This is a genomic window from Streptomyces sp. NPDC050211, from assembly GCF_040656035.1.
Classification (GTDB): Bacteria; Actinomycetota; Actinomycetes; order Streptomycetales; family Streptomycetaceae; genus Streptomyces.
On sequence record NZ_JBFALC010000012.1, the window covers coordinates 206158 to 226317 of the forward strand.

Genomic DNA, 20160 nt, shown 5'->3' on the forward strand with positions numbered 1-20160 from the left:
GCGGTTTCCCACCATCCCGACCGCGACGAACAGACACCCGGGGAGAATCCAAATGGGCAAGGACTCAGCCGACATTCAGCACGAGGAACGGATCGTCTGGACAGAGGACATCGAGGGATTCGACTACGTGCGCGAGTCCCTCACCACCGAGGCCGGCACACGGGCACGCCCGGTTCCCTGGCACGGAGCCGGTCGCCGAGTCGGATACTCGACCCTCAAGCGCGACGCACCGAGCCACGACTCGGCCGGCAGATTCACCAGACGAGTCTTCTGGGTCAAGGAGCACGATCGTTCCGAGCGCCCCGATGGCGTCTACAAGACTGCCGCGCCCAGTGAAGGTGTAGACCCTCGAACCGTTGCCCCTGGCGTCTGGGGTGAGCTGACAGAACGAGCTTGGGGTTCACCACTTCCGAGCGCAGCTGCCCGCGCCGGACGCTTCCATCAGGGACGTCTGTCCGATGGACAGCCCCAGGTCCTGGACGCCTGGCGTGTCACCACCGGCGCCCCCGACGTGGCTGCCCGCGTCGCCGAGCTCCTGGGAGGCCGAACTCGGCCGAACGAAGGGGGAGGAAGCCTCGCCCACGAAGTACTGACGACCAGTGAGAGCGTGCGCGTGCTCGTGGATGGACCCGACGCTGTGGCAGCTCATATGCGTCTCTGGGGTAGCAAAGGGATGGCCCACGAGTGCGACGGATCGGAGTTTCTGTCACCGGAAGAGAAGAAGGGACAGCCCTGCGGCTGCCCACCACTGCTTGAGGACAAGAAGCTGGCGGCCAAGGAGGGGCGCGGCCCGACGCCCTTCATCGACCTCACCTTCCGGATCGCCGCAGAACCCGTGCTCGGTGAGTTCCACTTCACCACGACCTCGTGGCAATTCGCTGCGCAGCTCTCCGACCTGATGGTCGCGCTGGAGCGTGTCGGCGGCCCGGCGGTCTGCGACCTCACCATGGAACTGTTCATCTTCACAACGAAGACAGGAATGGACGTCGGCTACCGAAGGCCGGTGGTCACGGTGCTCGGCAGCCCTGACGCTGTTGCACAGGAGCCTCCGCCGACGGCCGCACCCACGCCTGCTCGCGCACCGTCCGCCCCGTCTTCGCTCCTCCCCAAGTCCAGGCGGGCCGCTGAGCACACCACCTTGCCGGTGCCTGAGCTGACCTGTTCGGTCAATGTGGATGCCGCACTGCTTGGTCGTGCCGCCCAGATACTGGGCACCAGCGATCACCAGGAAACCGTCATCGCTGCCCTGTCCGAAGTCGTCGCGGGCCGACAGGAGGCCGCAGACCTGATCCAGCTGCGCGAGCATGTCGAACGCATTGCCACCATCGCGAGGCAAGCGCTACGGGGCGGGAATTCTTCGCTCACCTGACGGGCCGACCGTCTGACAGCAGCATCTACAGCTCGGCGGATCCACTTCATGCGGCACCCGCAACGGGTCCAGCTGTTCCGGTCTCAGACGACGTACGGCCCCGTGGAACTGGAACCGGCCGGGGACGGATGGCGACTGCTATGGCCGCGTCGTCCTATTGGGCTGTTTGCCATCTTTTGCGGCTCTCGGGATGGATATCGTTGGCGAGTCGCCCGTACAGGAAATGCGACGCCGGACGTGCTCTCCACCCGACAGGATACGTCCGGCGTGTACATGCTGGGCACGCCGGAAATAGGGTGACCAGCAGGAACACTACGGCCTTCGGGCCGCCACCCTTAGACGAGCAAGGACACCACCGACTGATGGCAGTGACTCAGCAGGAGATTGAGAACCGGCTATGGGACGCCGCCGACGAACTGCGCGTAGCGATGCCCGAAGCGCAGTACTCCTCGGTCGTCTTTCCGCTGATGTTCTGGAAGTACTTGTCGGACACTTGGGAGCACCACCACCAGGAGTTCCTGGAGGAAAACGACCTGGCCGACCTCTCTGCTGAGGAAGCCCGCGAGATCGAGTACCGCGACTACCAGTCGTTCGAGATCCCGTTCATCCACCCGGGTACCGTCCAGCAGCGTCGCGCCTCCTGGTCGTCCATCCTTGCGACCATCACCCAAGCCGGCCTCGGCCAGCGCGTCCGTGCCTCTCTGCAAGCCATTGAGACCGCCAACCCTGGTAAGTTCTCACGCCTGTTCGGTGCCATGACCTGGACCTCCGAAGAGGTGCTGTCCAGGGAGGTGCTGGCGGCGGTTATGCAAGCGATGGACCGCACCCCGAAGATGCACGAGGGCAACATGTCCCACGATGTACTCGGCGGGGCGTACGAGTACCTGCTCAAGCGATTCTCCGACGGGTCCGGCACCCGCGCCGGCCAGTTCTTCACCCCGCGTGAGGTCGTCGAGTTGATCGTCGAAGTCCTTGATCCCAAGAGCCACGAGTCGGTGTACGACCCGACCTGCGGATCAGGCGGCATGCTTATCGCCTCCGCGAATCTCCTGAAGGCCCGCGGCGGGCGTGGCTACACGCTCACCCTGCGTGGGCAGGAGGCCGTACCGGACACCGCAGGTGTGGCACGCATGAACCTCTTCATGCACAACCTCACCCAGTTCAAGGTTGAGGTCGGCGACACACTAAAGGACCCGCGCTTCAAGAAGCCGGACGGGTCCGTGGCGACGTTCGACGTGATCGTCGCCAACCCGCCCTACAGCCTGAAGTGGAAGCCCTGGACTGCGGACCCCCGTGCCATCGGCGGTATCGCACCGCAATCGTCGGCGGACTGGGCGTTCGTGCAGCACATGATCGCTAGCATGGACTCGCAGAAAGGCCGTGCCGGCATCGTCCTACCCCACGGCGTGCTCTTCCGCGGCGGCCAGGAAGCGGCCATCCGCCAGCGCGTCCTGAACGACGACCTGCTCGAAGCGGTTATCGGCCTGCCGGCCAACCTCTTCTACAACACCGACATCCCCACGGCGATCTTGGTGTTCCGTGCACCCGGCTCCAAGGCCCCGGAGCGTAAGGACGGCGTGTTGTTCATCGACGCCTCCAAGCGGTTCACCAAGGCCAAGAATCGCAACGTCCTGACCGACGCCGACATCGCCGACGTCGTGACCGTCTACTCGAAGTTCGATACTGACGGCAACCCCGTGGACCTCGACGGAGAAGGCGGACTTGCGGCGCGATTCGTTCCCGCTACGGAGATCGTGTCGAACGGGTACGACCTCCGCATCGGCCGGTACATCAAGCAAGCCGCTGCCGAGCAGGAAGACCTCGCCACCCTCATCGATGCCTACAACATCGCCCGAGTTGAGCGCCAGAAGGCCGAGCAACGCATGCTCGCTGTCCTCTCCGACGCTGGGATCGAGGGCTTCGATGAGTGAGTGGCAGCGCGTTCCTGCAGGGAAGATCGCACGCCAGCGGCGGGAGATCGTTCGCCTGGTTCCTGGGACCGAATACCACACGATGGGTGTGCGGTGGTACAGCAAAGGCGCCTACGACAGGGGAGTCGTAACAACTGAGACCGTCAAGGCCAAGTCCCTCTACCGGGTACGGGAGGGAGACTTCACATTCAATCGGATCGACACACAGAAGGGTGCATTCGATGTCGTCTCCGCTGGGCTTGATGGTGCCCTGGCGACGAACGAGTTCCCCCTCTACGAAGTGAACGAAGCGGAGTTGGACGCCCGTTTCCTGCTCCTCAACTTCCAGCGGCCAGACGTCTTGCGAGAGATCAGTGCCATGCGCGCAGGCTCTGAAGGACGTGCTAGATGGAAGGAGGCCGACTTCGAGGCGTGGATGGTTCCCATGCCGCCGCTTCCTGTCCAACGGCGGATCATCGAGGTCATAGACGCGATCGATGACCAGATCGCCGCACTCGACGCTGAGATGAGGGCGCTGACAAAGGTACTGCGTCGCCGGCGAGCCGACCTCATCACTGACAACTCGGTTGAAGCGGTGCGGGCCGAGCACGCCTTCGGCTTTTCCACTGGTGTACGCCGGACACCTGACAGGGCGGCTGGCCCGTACATGACGCCCTACCTCCGTTCTGCGAACGTCGGTTACGGGACGCTCGATCTGTCCGACGTGCTCGAGATGAACTACGACCCGGCGGAGCGCGAGAAGTTCGGTCTCCGCTACGGCGATGTTGTGGTGTCCGAGGGCAGCGCGAGTGCGAATGCAGTCGGGATGCCAGCCATGTGGCGAGACGAGCTGCCCGCACCTGTCTGTACCCAGATGACTCTGCTCCGTCTCCGGGCTCGGGAAGGGGTCTGCATTCCTGAGTTCGTCTTTCATTGGTGCATGTGGGCCTACGAATCCAGGGCCTTCCTCGACGTTGCGGGTGGTACCAACATCAAGCACATCAGCGCCAAGCGGGCGAAGGGCATGGCTGTGCGCCTACCGTCGCTCGACCGCCAACGTGAGATGGCCGTGGAACTCGACGCGATGGAGTCTGCGTTGGAGGCGACGCGCGCGGAAGCCACCCGTCTCCGTGGAGTCCGGGCAGGGCTGCTGTCGGGGCTACTCGACCGCACAGTCGATATCGAGTCCGGCGAGCGGGAGGTCTGAGCCGTGGTGAAGGGCATCCCGGAGCGCGAGTTCCAGAACCTGATGATCCAGTGGTCTCTCCCGATGGGGTGGGGCTTCACAGCGGGCAGATCGCTGCCGCGCGAGACAACGCAGACGGTGCTCTCCGGCCAGCTACGGGATGCCATCGTCCGGTTAAACCCGGGGGTGATCGACGGATTCGACGTGAGTGCGGTGGTTGAGGAGATCGTCTCCACGGTCAATGCAGTTGAAGGCGGGCTGGTGCGGGCCAACGAGCAGGTGCTGCTTCTGCTGCGCGGACATCAGGAGTTCCGGAACGCCGACGGCGTGTGGCACGCCCTTAAGGTCATCGACTTCGAGCACTCGAACGCCAACGAGCTGGTCGTCTCAGACGAGGTGACCATCACCGTCCCCGGCAAGACATCCCGCCGGTTCGACCTCGTGTACTGGGTTAACGGCCTGCCCTTGGTGATGGTTGAGGTGAAGTCGCCGACCGCGAAGTCCGGGTGGGCCGACGCCGCCCGCGAGATCAACGACGTGTACGCCACTGAGTATCCGTGGTTCTTCACCCCCAATGTTTTCGCCATCGCCTCCGACGGGCTGAAACTGAGGTTCGGCGCCGTCGGCGCGCCCACGAACCAGTGGCAGCCGTTCCGATCCACGAGCGACGACGAGAACTTGTCCGGTGAGGCTGATGTCCAGCGCTCTGTCGAACTGCTGCTCAACCCGGCCACCATCCTGGACATGCTGGCGAACTTCGCCTTGTTCGACACGTCCGGAGGTGGGACGGACAAGAAGTACCTGCCCCGTTACCCGCAGATGGAGGCCGCGCACCTGATCCACGAGAGGGTCCTGGCCGGCGGGGCGAAGGGGTTGATCTGGCACCACCAGGGGTCCGGCAAGACGCTGTTGATGGTGTTCGCTGCCTCCCTGTTGTTGACCGACACCCGTACCGAGTCACCCACGATCATTCTTCTGTCCGACCGCACCCAGCTCGTCCGGCAGACCTCCGGGGTGTTCACCTCTGCGATGGGGGACGCCTACTTCCACCAGCCCGCCACCAGTGCCAAGCTGCGGGCGTTGCTCGCCGGCGACGTGCGCGGCGTGATCTCGACGACCGTGCACAAATTCGCCGAGGCCGGCAAGAACCTGTCCACCCGAGAAAACATCATCGTGCTGGTCGACGAGGCACACCGCACCCAGTCCGCCAGGTCGCAGTCCCTCGCCGGGCAGATGCGCGCAGCGTTGCCGCAGGCGAAGTTCTTCGGCATGACCGGCACACCAGTCAGGAACCTCGCCACCGATACCTTCGCCCTTTTTGGCGAGGAAACCGACCCGGACAGGGTGCTGCATCGGTACTCGGTGTCCCGGTCCCTGCTGGATGAGGCAACCGTCCCGGTCATGCTGGATCCGCACCCGGTCCTCTTCGAGATGAACGACCAGGCGTTGCAGGCCGAGTTCGACCAGTTTGCTGACGAATTCGACCTCGACGACCCCGATCGCGAGGCATTGTCCCGCAAATTCGGGCGGCTCACCTCGGTGTTCACCAACCCGGAGCGCATCCACGCGGTGTGCCAGGACGTCGTGGACCACTACCTGGCCGGGGCGTACCGAAACGGCCTCAAAGCCCAGGTCGTCGCCTACAACCGTGAGCTGGCCGTGGCGTACACGGACAAGATCAACGAAATGCTGGCTGGCTCCGAGGCGTCCCAGGTGCTCGCCGAGGTCGGGAAGCATGACCGGATCACCGCAGAGGTGAACATCTCCGTCTCGGACTCCAAGGACGAGGACCGCGCCATGCGGCCGTTCCAGCTCTCGGAGGCAGAGGAGGAGGAGCAGAAGCGGCGATTCCTCACCCCGGATGACCCGCTGTGCTTCCTGGTGGTGACCGCGAAGCTGATGACAGGGTTCGACGCCCCCAATGAGGGCGTCCTCTACTTGGACAAGCCGCTGAAATCCCACAACCTGTTCCAGACGATCACCCGGCCCAATCGCACCTGGGTGTCTCCAAACGGGTTCGTGAAGACCTCAGGCGTGGTCGTGGACTACATCGGTCTGGCTGAAGAGGTCCAGCGGGCCGTCGTCGACCCCACTTCGGAGGCGGCTGCCGGAAAGGGCGGCGGATTCGTTAGTGACGTGTCCGAACTGATCGCTGAGTTCCGCATTGTCTTCGCCCGCATCGAAGATCTCCTCGCTGACGTAGACGACCTGGACCTCACGGTCCACGGATACGAGTCTGTACGCGCAATTAACGTCTTTCTGGACGCCAACCTGAGCGCCGCCGAAGTGTTTGCCAAGGACTACAGGCTCCTGGCCCGCCTCTACCCGCTCATAAACACCGACAAGCGAGTCGCCAAGTTCCGGGACGGCTTCGGGCTGTTCGGATCCGTATACACGACCCTGTTCAAGAAGTCCTCTGACGAGGAGAGAAGAGAACGGCTCGCTGAGCTGGGACCGATGGTCCTGGAGATAATCAATGCCCACGTCCACTCCTTCTCCGTAGTCGCCTCCCAGGAGGAGGCCCTCGTCCTGGACGCCCAGGGCATCGCTGTCCTCAAGGAACTGCTGGCCCTCGTTCGCCCCAAGCCCGACAAGGGCGACCGCAAGGACAAGACCCCGCCGTCCGTGGCGGAGATCCTGGATCACATCAAGGCCGCCCTCGAAAGGGGTGTCGAACCCGGGTCTGCGAAGTACACCGCCCTCGCGGAACGGATCAGGCAACTGCGCGACCGGATCATCCAAAACTCCCAGGACGCCTTGGAGTTCCTGTCCGAAGCACTTCGAGTCGCCCGCGCCATCGTGGACGCCGAGAAGCACCCCGCCGAAGCGGTGGTCGTACTCGACGACGACCACGTAGGCGTCTTGTCACGGATCATCCACGACCACGCGCCGCCCGGACTCACAGTGCTGGAACGGAACTTGGCTGAGGAGATTGACAAGGTGGTCACCCGCACCCTTACTCAGCCGTGGGACAACGCTGACGCTCGCAACCGAGGCGTCCGCCGTGGCACCGCTGCGGTCTTCCGCCGTTACCTGTTGAAGCCGGTGGGGGAGCCGTATGACTCCACCGTCGCATACATCGAAGCCCACTACCTCGTCGACTGACGATGCACGGAGGCTGCCCGACAATCTCTGTGGCGAGTTGCCGGGCCTCACCAAGTTGCTGAGGTGCTGCGCTCCTCCCTTGCGGCTGACGCATTCACAGCGCCTCACGTATGTCCTTCAACTTGGCGCCATGCGTATCGAGTTGTGCCACTGATTCGTCTCGGAAGTGGGCTTTGCCGAGGGGCTGGTTGCGGCAGGACCTCGGCAGTAGCGGTCGTCGGCTGCGAGGGTGGCGTAGGTGACACCTTCGATGCTGTTGGCGTCGGCAGCAAAGCGAGATTCCGCTTCTTCCTGAAGATAGGTGCGGACCATGTCCGCGCCGAGGGTCCGCTGTCTGTCAACGCGGAACGCCAGGTCTCCGATGGCGCGGTTAGCCGCGATGGCGTAGCGCTGACCCAGTTCGAAGAGCTGGAAATGGTGGGCGACCCGAGCAGTGAGGGTGGCGTCCCACGTGGCTGGAGGAGTGACGAAGAACTCCAGTCGGACCATCTCGCCATCATGGGCGGTACGAGCATCAAGCCACCGCTCATGGGATATCCGGTCCAGGTAGGGATGCAGGAGAGTGTTCTCCAACTGGTCGGGCCGTCGGTCTCCCTTGATCTGGTTGCACCGCTCGCACACCGGGACCAGGTTGAGCGGGTCAACGCACAGGGCAGGAAAGAGGCTCTTGGGCATGAAGTGGTCGAGTTGGTGGACGGTTCCCTGCCGACACAGCGGGCACCGTGCATCGGGAGGAGCGACCATGAGCTGCCCGCGGATCCTGGTGCCGGCAAGAGTGTCCATGCCGTTCTTGTAGACCCACTTCACGAAGTGCTTGGCGTCAATCCCAGGTACGGAGAAGTGCTTGTCGTCCAGGTCGTGCAAGGACTTACTGGAAGCGGCCTCCCGAAGTCTCTGGCCTGCTTCTCGTACCGTGCCGGAAGCGTTCAGTAGGTTCTTGCGGCGGTCGCCCTTCGTGATGCTGGTAGCGACGCACGCCTTGTAACTGTCCGCGGCCTTGATCAGCGGAATCTTCAGAGGCCACATCACACGCCCCTGTTCGTCTTCTCCGCGAGGAGGATGCGGACCAAGCCCCTCGCCTCACTGCCCAGCTGTCCGCTGAAGTGGGTCAGTACCTGTTCGTAGGAGTCCATACGCGCGACGGCCTTGGTGATCTCCGCGTAGAAGCCGGAGTGCATGACCTCCAGCCCGAACACCTCGTGTGTCAGCGCCCCCACGTTCTCCCCGTAGGTCTCGATCAGGGGCCGCTCGAATCTGCTGGTTTCCCCGTAGCGGATCAACTTGTAGACGCACGAACGCGGGACCGTTTGCAGGACAACGGGCGAGTGGGTGGCCACGACGGCCACGCCGTTACGGTCGGTGAGTAGTTTCGACAGGGCCTGTATGAAGGAGGCCAGCAGTGGCGGATGGAGATGCGCTTCGGGCTCGTCCAGGAGAACAAGCGACTGCTCGGCCACGCTGTGGACGAGCTGCGTCATCGTCAGCGCCACGATCGCGTGTCCCGAGCTCAACTGTGAGAAGTCTGAGACCAAGTCCTCAACGTAGTTGGGGCGCAGTCTCATGCCGGAGCGCATGTCGCGGGCGAATGCTGCGATTCCAGAATCAGCGAATTGCGGATCCCTGCTCAGCAGCAGCATGGCCTCGCGCCAGTCCCACAAAGCGCGCGAGGTGAAGATCTCGCTAAGTGCCGCCTTGAAGTCGTTCCGTAGCCCGTCTTGCAGACTGAGGCGGTCTTCGACGAAGAAGCTGTGGTCCACACCACCTCGAAGTCCGACGTAGACGTATGACGCCGCCCGGGGCGAGGCGTTGTCAGTGTCAGGGGCAAGGTCTTCGATGTCGACGAATGGGTCGAAGGCACTGAAGGTGACAGAGACGACGTTGGTGAACTGTTCATCGGCCTCCGAGGCAGACGTGGGTAGCATGGCCACGCTTCCGAAGCGGTCATCCAGATCAGGGCGGGCGACTGCGCCGGCGAGGTTGCGAAGCAGAGTCGTCTTACCGACGCCGTTTCGGCCGATAAGGACGTGGATATTGCTCGAGGGGCTGGACTCCGGGACTACCTGGAAGTCGACACCACCACTCGCGTCCTGCCCGGGTGCGTCGTATTGGAATCGGTATTCGGTCAACCGGACTCCGCCCCGTGCGATGCGGTTGAACTGTGCCCTGACTGTCTGCTCTTCCACGCTTCGTAGTAGCGAGACCTCCGTCACCCGGTGTTGCTTTGCATCCTGGAGCCGGTCGGGGAAATAGGCCAGGTCGCAGAGGGCTTCGAGGATTTCGACACGCTTGTCACGACCGAGCTTTCTGATCTCGTCGTAGTAGTTGTCTGACTGGCCGAGCGAGAAGAACTCGCCGGGCAACCCATCGTCGTAGCGCCCGTACTCGAAGGGAACCGCGCCGACTTCCTGGCCGGCCACCGCGATCTTCACCGGGCCCAGATTCCACGTGTCGGTATGGGTTCGGTACCAAAGGTGATAGGTGGTGCGGTAACCGAAGTCGTCCCAGTCATCGGCCTCTAGCACCAAGGCTTCGGAGCCACTGGACACGAGATCGCCATAGGGCTGGACGATGAACTGCACGCGTCGGGCCTCCGGAGTTGGTGGCGGGTGTGCGCACATCGACGGCGCTGGATGCGCACACTACCGCGCCGCTTCGCGAGGGCAGGGCCCGGCAGCGTGTGGTATCCGAAGAGGCGGCATTTAACCTTCGCCAGCCATCGGTTCGAAGGCCACGATCACCGACGGGTCGAGGCCACACTCTGTGCAGTGCTCATGGTCGGTGACCCCTCCGTCAGGCCGTTCCTGGCTCCGCAAACGCCTGACCTCGCGGATGTGTCCGCAGTACAGGCGCACTCGCCAGCGCGCGAACTCGTAGGGGCGAGGCGGCGGACCCAGCAGTGCCTGAATGGCCTCGAACTGTTCGTCGGACCATCGTGGTGCCTTGGCCACTTGGCGCTGCACCCAGTCCGCCATGGCCACGGCCTCTGCCTGCCGACGGTGATCCGCACGCGTTAGCTGATACTCCTCAAGCGGCACGCCTTGAGCTACGCGTCTGGACTCCACTCTGGCGACGCTACGGGGTTCTGGATATTGCCGAGTTCGATCGGCCGGTCTGCACTCGAATGAGTACAGACCGGCCTGGGAGTCGAAACCGCTCACGCCCGTGGTGACCTTGCCTTGGACTCCTCCGGGACGAAGGGGGGAGCTCAGGACGACGCCAGGCGTAGCAGGCGGTCGGCGGCTCCCTGGAGGACGTCGTCCTTCTTGCAGAAAGTGAACCGAACTTGGCTGCGGCCGGTGTCCGGGTCGTCGTAGAACACGGAGTTGGGGATGGCGACAACTCCGCACCGTTCGGGGAGCGCACGGCAGAAGGCATAGGCGTCCTTCTCGCCGAAGGGGGTGATGTCGGTGGTGATGAAGTAGGTGCCCTGGGGCTGGTAGACCTCGAACCCGGCCGCGCGCAGGCCGTTGCCGAGCAGGTCGCGCTTGCGGCGGAGGTCGGCACGGAAGCCGTCGAAGTACGAGTCCGGCAGCCGCAGAGCTTCGGCAATCGCGTACTGGAACGGGCCCGCGCTGACGTACGTCAGGTACTGCTTTGCCGTCCGGACGGCGGAGACGAGCGGGCCGTTCGCCGTGACCCAGCCAACCTTCCATCCGGTGAAGGAGAAGGTCTTGCCGGCCGAGCCGATGGTGACTGTGCGCTCGCGCATGCCGGGCAGGGCCGCGATGGGGCGGTGCGTGCCCTCGAAGACCAGGTGCTCGTACACCTCGTCGGTGACGACGAGCAGGTCGTGCTCGATGGCGAGTGCGGCGATGGCGCTCTGTTCGTCGGCGGTGAGGACCATGCCGGTCGGGTTGTGTGGGGTGTTGAGGAGAAGGAGACGGGTCCGAGGTGTGATCTTGGTGCGCAGCTCATCCAGATCCGGACGGAAGGACGGGGCACGCAGGGTGAGCGGCACGCGCGTCGCGCCGGCCATCGCGATGCAGGCCGCGTAGGAGTCGTAGAAGGGCTCGAAAGCGATGACCTCGTCGTCCGGCTCCAGCAGGGCCAGCATGGTGGCGGCGATGGCCTCGGTCGCGCCGGCGGTGACCAGGACCTCGGTGTCGGGGTCGATGGAGAGGTCGTAGAAGCGCTGTTGGTGGTCGGAGATCGCGGCGCGCAGTTCCGGAATGCCCGGGCCGGGCGGGTACTGGTTGCCCTTCCCTTCCCGTAGGGCACGGACGGCAGCCTCCCGGATCTCCTCGGGCCCGTCGGTGTCCGGGAAGCCCTGGCCCAGGTTGATCGAGCCCGTCGCGGTCGCCAGTGCCGACATCTCCGCGAAGATCGTCGTCCCGAGTCCGTCCAGCCTTCGGTTCAGCAGCGGCCTGGCATTCATGTCTCCACCGTTCTCACTCGGGTGCTCGTCGATTCTCCAGGGACCATCCTGACTCATGGCCGGTCGTGGCCTCGTGCGGTGTAAAGACCACCGAGGGCCGAGGGGGATGTAGGCGCTCTCCGTGGGGCTCGTCCTCCTGCTCCAGGAGGACGCTGGCCTTTGCCGAGATGTCGCGCAGGAGTGCGTCTTTCAAGTCGTGCAGGGTCGCGCTCTCAGAGACCAGCTGCCTTGCCATGGCGTGCAGCGGGTCGGTCATGGTGTGGAAGTCGGCGCGGGTGATCGAGTCGGGCCAGGCGATGCTCATGCGCGATAGGGCGCGCGCGGAGATCTCCCGGGCGTTCCGGCCCTGAGCCATCTGCACGATGTTGTTGCTCCGGCTTCTCAGCTCGTGGAGCAGCCACCAGCTGTCCTTGTCGTCCGCCGGCCGTACCGCCACAACACCTCTGGTGGGTGACGCCGGGTGCTGCGTCACGACGATGTGTGCACCGTCGGGGCGGGTACTCAACATGAAGGTGCCGGGGGGCCACGCTTCCGAGGCATACGCGGGGCTGCTCAGGCGGAACCTCTCCACGTGGGGCACTGCGAGGTCGAAGAGGTCGGTCGGGGTGACCGCGTCGACCCTGGGTCCTTCGGTCTCACGAGGGATGGAGCGCGCGGAACCGCTGCCCGTCTTCGCCTTGGCCACCTCGCGGAGCAGTCGTGTTTCCCAGACCGGACTCGCGGTGGACCAGTCGTCATGGATCGCGTCGGCCAGCTCCACTGCCTTTCGCGCGGCCTGCTCGTGGAGGTTGATCTTTTCCTCGATGAGGCTGAAGGCCCTGTGGTACTTGGTGATGATGTCCGGAGGCGGAAGCGGGAAGGGCATGCTGCGGAGCGTGTCGAGGCTCACCGTGGGCTCGACGTGTGCTGTCACGTCCTCGTCGATCCGAGCCTTCGCCGTGGGTGTCTGTAGCCAGATGCGGAGCCATCTAACGACGTGCGGGTCCGCGCGGATGATGCCGATCGACCTGGATGCCGTCCAACCCGCGTGCTCAGCCGTGACGAAAGCGGTGTCGCCCGGTCGCCTGACGAGTACGACGACCAGGTCGCCCTCCTTGAGGGTCGCCCGATGGGGGCGAGAGTCCCCCGGAATGCGCTTGCCGGTCTGCGGCGAGTGAATCTTCCCGCCCCTTACGTAGGTCGAGCTGACAATGCCTGTCTGATCGGGAGCGTTCTCGTCGAGGACGCCGGAAGTGGTGTACATGTCCTCCTCCCGGAACTTGCCGATGGAGGTCCTCTGCCACGCCTCGGTGCCGGAGCCGTCGTAGTGGGCCGTCGCCTCCATCAGATCTCCTCCAAGGCGTCCAGTAGCCGCGGTTCGAGGGCGCGGACCTGGTCGAGCTTCTCGACCAGCTCCAGCTTGAGCTGGTCGATCCGGCTCCGTGTGTCGCGTTCGGGACCTGCGGGCTCCACCGCGTAGGAGGTGGGCATGAGGTCGTGTTTGCGGCGGGCGATCTCCTCGGTCGAGCAGCTTCGGGACCAGCCCGGCTCATCGCCGTAGAACGCGGAGGTGGCACTGTTCTCCGCGATGCCGCGCCAGGTTGCCAGGGTGGTCAGGATCGACTCCGTGTGTTTGTCTCCCAGCCTCCGTGCCCTCGACCCCGGGACGGGTTCGAAGGCCCGCCGTGCATTGATAAACAGCACCTGCCCGCGACGGTCGACGCTGCCCCAGCCGGGACGCGGGCTCTTATCCTTGTTCAGCACCCACAAGCACGCGGTGGCCTCGGTATGGCCGAACACGCGGGGCGGCAGCGCGATCACGCACTCGACGATGTCGTCGCGTACCAGTCGCTCCCTGAGCTTTCGTGCGGCCGGTTGAGGGCTCTTGGCCGCGATGTCGGCCATCAGGAAAGCTGCCCGACCCTGCGGAGCGAGCGCGTGCGCGATATGCAGGATCCACGCGGAATTGGCGGAACCCTTGGGCGGGGGTTCATCCGGCCATCGGGGATCGATGGACGGCCGCTCCGACCGACCCTCCCGCGAGTGCCGATCCTTCCGGTTCTCTGGTGCCCAGGCAGGTTGATTGAACGGGAGGTTGGCCAAGACGATGTCGCACGGGTCGGCCTCGGGCTCCGCGAGGCTGTCTCCCGGTGCGAAAACGAGCGCCTCGATGCCCCGTACGGCGAGGTTCATGTGCGCGACCTGTGAGGTGTGGGCGTGCTGCTCCTTCCCGACCAGAGACATGGTCGGATTCAGCCCGACACGCTCATGAACGTAGCGGTGACTCTCGACCAACAGGCCCGCCGAACCGCAGACGGGGTCGAGCACCCTGTGCCCGTCTTGAGGAGCCGCGACGCCGACCATGAGGCGGGCGATGTCGTGAGGCGTGAAGTAGTGGCTACCGCGTGCCTGGACAGCCGAGAGGTTTCGTAGGCACTGGTCGAGCAAGTCCCCCACTAGGCGTACGGCATCGATCGCTTGGATGAGTCGGCGCAGGGGCCCGTCGATGTTGGGAGGCAAAGAGGGCACGGTATCCCCTATGCCTGTCTCGTTGCCCTCTGCGTCGATTGCCGGCAGCCAATGGGCAAGCAGTTGGCTTACGGCACGTCTGATCGGCACCTCCTCCTTCGTGGTCTGGCCTAGTAGCCACGGCCAGGTGGGGGCGACGGAGAAGCGGGAATCGACGTGCGCGGTGCGGCTCAAGTAGAGGAGCCCGAGGACGAGCCGGGCGGCGTCATGGGAGTTCATCAGGCGGGCCAGGTCGGCGGTCAGCTGACCGACCTCCACTGACGCATCCCGCGCGACGCCCGTCGCGTGGCGGGCGTTTGGGCGAGGGGTCATGCCGTTCTTCACGGGCCCACCACGCCAAGAGAAGCCATGACTCCGAGCGCCAACGTCAGAGCGGCGGCGAAGGCCACTACTCCCGTCTTGAAGGCCACCGTGAGCCTGCCCCCTTCGACGACGGCCACGAGGCTGCCGGCGAGGGCGGCCACCAAAGCGGTGAGGACCGCGATGATCACGTACAACGACCTTTGCTCCACTGGCTTCCTTCCTGAGACCAAGGGGATCTGTAGGAGCGCGACGTGAGCCGCGCGATCCCCTGCTTCAGGTAGGACAGTAGAAGACGCGGCCCACGCGCCACTGGGAGCACGGTGTTTGGGATTTTGTTAGGAACCCGCGGCCGCATGACGGTCAATTAGGCAGCGCACGGGATTTGGGAATCAAGCGAGCGAATCAGCCGCTCGGCGCGGTCGGGCCCTGCGGTCCGACTGAAATAGGTAGGCGAAAACGCCTTGACTCAGCCGACCTTCCAGCCGGTGAAGGAGAAGGACTTCCCGGCCGAGCCGATGGTGACCGTCCGCTCGCGCATACCGGGGAACGTGGCCAGCGGCAGATGCTCGGCGTCGTCGAAGACCAGATGCTCGTACACCTCGTCCGTGACCACCAGCAGATCCCGCTCGACGGCCAGCTCGGCGATCGCGGTCAGCTCCTCGCGGGTGAGGACGGTGCCGGTCGGGTTGTGCGGGGTGTTGATCAGCAGGAGGCGGGTGCGGTCGGTCACCGCGTCGCGCAGCTCGTCGAGGTCGAGGCGGAAGCTGCCGTCGTGCGGACGGAGAGTGACCGGCACGCGCGTGCCGCCCGCCATCGCGATGCAGGCCGCGTAGGAGTCGTAGTACGGCTCGAAGGCGATCACCTCGTCGCCGGGTTCGAGCAGGGCCAGGAGCGAGGCGGCGATCGCCTCGGTCGCGCCGGCCGTCACCAGGACTTCGCGGTCGGGGTCGTACGACAGCCCGTACCGCCGTAGCTGATGCGCCGCGACGGCGTCGCGCAGCTCGGGGATGCCGGGACCCGGCGGGTACTGGTTGCCGCGGCCGTCGCGCAGGGCGCGCACCGCCGCCTCCCGGACTTCGTCGGGCCCGTCGGTGTCGGGGAAGCCCTGGCCCAGATTGATCGACCCGGTCCGCAGAGCGAGCGCGGACATCTCGGCGAAGATCGTCGTCCCGAACTCGGCGAGCCGGCGGTTGAGGAGCGGGCGTGCGCTGGAGGTCATGCCGGCCATCCTGCGCCCAAGCTCTGGAGTTCCTCAACTCTGCTTTGACAGTCAATGCGGCCGGGCATGCCCAGGTCACGCAACCAGCGGAGCGCCCACGGGGGGCCGCTCCGGGGTAAACGGAAGGAGGGTGACGCCATGACCTTCGGCATCATCCTGACGGTCTTCATCGTCCTGTTCTTCGCGGCCATGGTCGCCAACGCACGCAGGGGCGGCCAGGCGCGTCGCCGGCGCGCGGGGCGGTACAGCGGCGGGAGCGGCGACAGCGGCGGCGGCGCCAGCGGCAGCTGGTGGGGCGGGGGAGACAGCGGCGGCGGCTCGTCGTGCGGCGGCGGGTCGTCATGCGGGGGCGGCGGCGGTGGCGGATGCGGTGGGGGAGGCAGCTGACACGGGGCAGCTGAGCTCCCCCAAGGGGGAACCGCATCCGACCACGGGACCCGCGCTCGCCGCCGGTCCCGCATCGCGCCCGCCGGGGACAGCTCCCGGCGGGCGCTCGTGCGCTCCGGTGCACGCCAAATGCGCTGAGGCGCACGCCGTGGTTGAACAGTTGAGCTGTGGAGCCCACTGAGGGATGGAAACCCTACGAAGTTGGGTAAAAACGCTGTGGAGGCGCCTCAGTTCATGATTCCCTCTACATCACCGAAGCGGCCCCTCGGACGTCCCGCGGACACCTGTTCCCGACCGGGCTGACCGGGCTGATCTCCCGGCGTGGACCGGGAAGTGCCGGACCACCCCTCCCTTTTTCTTTGTTTTCTAGCGGAGCCGACCCATGCTCACGACCCTGAAAACCTCGTACACCGACACGCGCGCGGCCGACCTCGCCTGGGCCCTGGGGCGTGAGCCGCTTCCCGCACTGGCCACCCTCGACCTCGAACTGACCGGGACCAAGCTCCAGTTGAGACTGCTCGGCGCGTCCCACCAGGTGCTCCTGGAGGAGGAACAGGGCGTCTGCTCGGAGACGGTGGCATGTATTCCGGGCAGCAGCACACCGCTCCCGCTCGGCGTCGCCAAGCGGGTGGGCGACTGGGAGTACGAGTTCGCGGCGCGCGTCGAGATGCTCTCCCCGGGCTCCTTCGCGGGCCGCGCCCAGGAGTTGCTGGCCCTCGTCTCCGACCATCCGCACGGCCTCGCCGGAGTCTTCCCCGGCAGCCCGCACGCCTTCACCGCGCTGCTGGCCCAGCGGCACGAGGGGCAGGTGCACTGGCGGACCTGGCACGCCTACCCGCAGGACGGGCAGTTGGTGGCGACACGGACCCGGGTCGGGGTGCGGGTACCGGCGGGCCGGCCGAGCCCGTCGCCGGTCTCCTCCCACCTGGGCGCGGGGGAGTTCGCGGCCCAAACCGGTATCCGCCGACTGTAAACCGACTCCACACGTGTGGGTGACGAAGCGTGCCCGCGGCGTGACGTACCGTCGCAAGGTGATCGAACCGCACGCGCCCGCCCCACCCGGCACACCGCCGCCCTGGGGCCGCCCCGCGCGGCTGCCCGTCCGGCCCGGCGTCGGCCGGTTCCTGGTCCTCGCGGGTGTGTTCGTCTGCGCTGCCTGCGGACTCGTGTACGAACTCGAACTCGTCGCCCTCGCCTCGTACTTGATCGGCGACTCGGTCACCCAGGCCTCCGTCGTGCTGTCCGTGATGGTCTTCGCGATGGGCATCGGCTCCCTCGCCGCGAAGCGGCTGTGCAGCCTCGCCGCGGCCGGCTTCGGCGCGATCGAGGCGACACTCGCGCTGGTCGGCGGCTGCAGCGCGATGGCTCTGTACGCCGTCTTCGCCTGGACCGGCGACTGGGGCGGACTGTGGGCGCACGGCCCCCGGCTCCTGCTCGTCGCCTTCTCCCTTGCCATCGGCCTGCTGATCGGCGCCGAAGTCCCGCTGCTGATGGAGCTGATCCAGCGCATCCGCCGCCAGGACGCGGGCGGCGCGGTCGCCGACCTGTTCGCGGCGGACTACGTCGGCGCGCTCGTCGGCGGCCTCGCCTTCCCCTTCGTACTCCTGCCGCAGCTGGGCCAGTTGACCGGTGCGCTGATCACGGGCGCGGTCAACGCGGTGGTCGGCGGTGCGCTCGTACTGGGCCTGTTCCGCAGCGATCTCACCCTGCGCAGCCGGTGGTTGCTGGTGCTGGCCAACCTCACCGTCCTTGGCGTCCTCGCGGCCGCCGCCGTCCACGTCGACGACTTCGAACGTGCGGCCCGGCACGCCGTGTACGGCAGGGACGTACGCGTGGCCGTGCAGACCGACGTCCAGGAGGTCGTCCTCACCGGCGACACCGACGGCCGCCCCCTTGACCTCTACCTCGACGGCCGGCTCCGCGTCGGCGGCCAGGACGAGCGCCGCTACCACGAAGCGCTGGTCCACCCCGCGATGAACGGCCCGCACGCGCGCGTGGTGATCCTCGGCGGCGGCGACGGGCTGGCCGCCCGCGAAGTGCTGCGCCACCCGGACGTCCACCGCGTCGACGTCGTCGAACTCGACGCGGGAGTGGTCCGCCTGGCGCGCGCGGACCCGGGATTGTCCGCGCTGAACGATCACGCCTTCGACGACCCCCGCGTCCACGTGACCACGGCGGACGCTTTCGCCTGGCTGCGGTCGGCGCCCAGATCGGCGTACGACGTGGTCATCTCCGACCTGCCGGACCCCGGGATCACGGCGAGCACCAAGCTGTACTCGCAGGAGTTCTACGGCCTGGCCCGGCGGGCGCTGGCGCGGGACGGCCGCCTCGTCGTGCACGCCGGTCCGGTGTCCTCCCGCCCGAAGGCGTTCTGGACGGTGGACACCACGATGCGCGCCGCGTCCCTGTCGACCTCCCCCTACGGCATCACCGGCCACGACGCGGGCTTCCGCGCCGGGCCCGATCGCTCGACCGGCGGCACGGCGGATGGCCCGCACGACTGGGGCTTCGTTCTGGCGACGACCGGGGGGAATCCGCCGCTGGTCCTCGGAGCGGAGCCGGCGCTCCGGACGCTGACTCAGGGGGAGTTGACGGCGGGGGCGAGGGTGTTGGAGGGGATGCGGGTGAGGGGGGTGGGGGCTTCGACGTTGGTGCATCCGCGGTATTGAGCGGTATTGAGGGGGCCTTGTTGTGGATGCCGGGCAGGTGGCAGCCAGCAGGCGACGTCCGCACAAACGCCGAGCGAGTTGTGGCCAACGGGAGCATGCGAACGGCACCTGCGGGTACGCTCGGCCAACATGGAGCATGAGGTGTTCGTTCCGGTTCCGGCCGAGCGGCTGAGGGAGGCGCTGGCCGACCCCGCACGGATCGCCCGGGCGGTCCCCGGGCTCCAGCAGGACGCCGGTGCCGAGCCCGTCACCGGCAGGCTGAAGGTCCGCGTCGGCGGCCACACCATCACCTACCGCGGCTCCGCCCGGCTCTCCGGGCAGGACGACGGTTCGTACGCCATCGAGGGCGACGCGACCGAGGCCCGCGGCACAGGTTCGGTCAAGCTCGCCCTCACCCTTCGCCTCCGCGACACGGACGGTGGCACGACGCTCACGTTCGAGGGCACGGCCACCGCGGATGGGCGCGTGGCGGAACTGGCGGGGGATGCGGTCACCTCGGCGGTGGGCCGTCTGCTGAACCGTTTCGCGGAGAATCTGGGGGCCGAGGAGGCAGGGTCTGAGGGGCCGAGGGGGGCGGGGGCCGCGGAGGTCGCGGAGGCTGCGGATGCCGTCGTCGAGACGCCGGAGGAGCCGACGGAGGCGGAGGTCGCGGAAGCCGCGGACGCCGTTGTCGAAACGCCGGAGGAACCGAGGGGGGCGGAGGGCGCGGACGTTGCGGACGCTGTCGTCGAGACGCCGGATGAGTCCTCCGTATTCGAGACGGACGTGCCTGCGCCGGGTCTCGATCCGCTCGCCGAGGCCGAGGAGCCTGTGCCTGCCGAAGCCGCTCATGCTCGGCGGACGATGATCGGGCGCAGTGCGGAAGAGGTGGATCACGCTCCGCCGCGTGGCCGGTATGCGCCGGTTCCCGCGCCTCAGACGGTGGCCCCTCATTCGACGCTTCGGTGGGCGGCTCCGGCGGCGGCGCTGGTGTTGGCGTCGGCGATCGTTGTCGGCAGGGTGCTGCGTAAGCGGCGCTGAGTGGCGGGGATTTTCTCGCCCCCGCCGCCCCTACCCGTCCCATCCCTGGGGGCTGCCGCCCCCAGACCCCCGCTTCGGCCTGAACGGCCTCGTCCTCAAACGCCGGACG

General features: G+C 66.4%; 14 protein-coding genes and 1 pseudogene. 8 read left to right on the forward strand and 7 right to left on the reverse strand.

Annotated features, from left to right (window positions below):
• The first annotated feature begins 52 nt into the window (after positions 1 to 52).
• From AB0I98_RS16085 to AB0I98_RS16100, 4 genes are all read left to right on the forward strand, one after another.
• Entirely contained in the window at positions 53 to 1369 is a 1317-nt protein-coding gene (locus tag AB0I98_RS16085) for a DUF6009 family protein (RefSeq protein WP_362941254.1), read from the forward strand.
• 362 nt (positions 1370 to 1731) lie between these two features.
• The gene (locus AB0I98_RS16090; protein ID WP_362941257.1) at positions 1732 to 3300 is read left to right on the forward strand and encodes a class I SAM-dependent DNA methyltransferase; all 1569 of its coding nucleotides are present in this window, start codon (positions 1732 to 1734) and stop codon (positions 3298 to 3300) included.
• A complete protein-coding gene (locus AB0I98_RS16095; protein ID WP_362941259.1) occupies positions 3293 to 4486 on the forward strand; it encodes a hypothetical protein in 1194 nt (397 codons plus the stop codon). Before AB0I98_RS16090 ends, AB0I98_RS16095 begins: the two co-directional genes overlap by 8 nt.
• Positions 4487 to 4489: 3 nt before the next feature.
• The gene (locus AB0I98_RS16100) at positions 4490 to 7570 is read left to right on the forward strand and encodes an HsdR family type I site-specific deoxyribonuclease (RefSeq protein WP_362941262.1); all 3081 of its coding nucleotides are present in this window, start codon (positions 4490 to 4492) and stop codon (positions 7568 to 7570) included.
• A gap of 117 nt (positions 7571 to 7687) precedes the next feature.
• Here the strand turns inward: AB0I98_RS16100 and AB0I98_RS16105 are convergent, their stop codons facing one another.
• From AB0I98_RS16105 to AB0I98_RS16135, 7 genes and pseudogenes are all read right to left on the reverse strand, one after another.
• Entirely contained in the window at positions 7688 to 8596 is a 909-nt protein-coding gene (locus tag AB0I98_RS16105; RefSeq protein ID WP_362941265.1) for a hypothetical protein, read from the reverse strand.
• Positions 8596 to 10149: an AAA family ATPase gene (locus AB0I98_RS16110; RefSeq protein WP_362941268.1), complete on the reverse strand. Its 1554-nt coding sequence runs from the start codon at positions 10147 to 10149 to the stop codon at positions 8596 to 8598. Before AB0I98_RS16110 ends, AB0I98_RS16105 begins: the two co-directional genes overlap by 1 nt.
• A gap of 626 nt (positions 10150 to 10775) precedes the next feature.
• Positions 10776 to 11945 (reverse strand): pyridoxal phosphate-dependent aminotransferase, encoded by a 1170-nt coding sequence (locus tag AB0I98_RS16115; protein ID WP_362941271.1) that lies wholly within the window; start codon positions 11943 to 11945, stop codon positions 10776 to 10778.
• 13 nt (positions 11946 to 11958) lie between these two features.
• Positions 11959 to 13269 (reverse strand): hypothetical protein, encoded by a 1311-nt coding sequence (locus tag AB0I98_RS16120; protein WP_362941274.1) that lies wholly within the window; start codon positions 13267 to 13269, stop codon positions 11959 to 11961.
• Positions 13269 to 14777, reverse strand: a complete 1509-nt coding sequence (locus AB0I98_RS16125) for an N-6 DNA methylase (RefSeq protein ID WP_362941277.1) — start codon at positions 14775 to 14777, stop codon at positions 13269 to 13271. Before AB0I98_RS16125 ends, AB0I98_RS16120 begins: the two co-directional genes overlap by 1 nt.
• The gene (locus tag AB0I98_RS16130; protein WP_327344343.1) at positions 14774 to 14944 is read right to left on the reverse strand and encodes a hypothetical protein; all 171 of its coding nucleotides are present in this window, start codon (positions 14942 to 14944) and stop codon (positions 14774 to 14776) included. The genes AB0I98_RS16125 and AB0I98_RS16130 overlap by 4 nt, the downstream gene beginning before the upstream one ends.
• Before the next feature lie 281 nt (positions 14945 to 15225).
• Positions 15226 to 15984 (reverse strand): annotated as a pseudogene (locus AB0I98_RS16135) (aminotransferase class I/II-fold pyridoxal phosphate-dependent enzyme); the annotation flags it as partial.
• A gap of 129 nt (positions 15985 to 16113) precedes the next feature.
• On the opposite strand from AB0I98_RS16135, the gene AB0I98_RS16140 reads away from it, so the two are divergent.
• The 4 genes from AB0I98_RS16140 to AB0I98_RS16155 all read left to right on the forward strand — a co-directional run bounded on the left by AB0I98_RS16140 (position 16114) and on the right by AB0I98_RS16155 (position 20051).
• A complete protein-coding gene (locus AB0I98_RS16140; protein ID WP_362941280.1) occupies positions 16114 to 16362 on the forward strand; it encodes a hypothetical protein in 249 nt (82 codons plus the stop codon).
• 382 nt (positions 16363 to 16744) lie between these two features.
• Positions 16745 to 17335 (forward strand): DUF2617 family protein, encoded by a 591-nt coding sequence (locus AB0I98_RS16145; protein WP_362941283.1) that lies wholly within the window; start codon positions 16745 to 16747, stop codon positions 17333 to 17335.
• 58 nt (positions 17336 to 17393) lie between these two features.
• Positions 17394 to 19031, forward strand: coding sequence for a polyamine aminopropyltransferase (locus AB0I98_RS16150; RefSeq protein ID WP_362941285.1), 1638 nt, complete (start codon positions 17394 to 17396; stop codon positions 19029 to 19031).
• 129 nt (positions 19032 to 19160) lie between these two features.
• Positions 19161 to 20051, forward strand: a complete 891-nt coding sequence (locus AB0I98_RS16155) for an SRPBCC domain-containing protein (protein ID WP_362941288.1) — start codon at positions 19161 to 19163, stop codon at positions 20049 to 20051.
• Positions 20052 to 20160 lie beyond the last annotated feature (109 nt).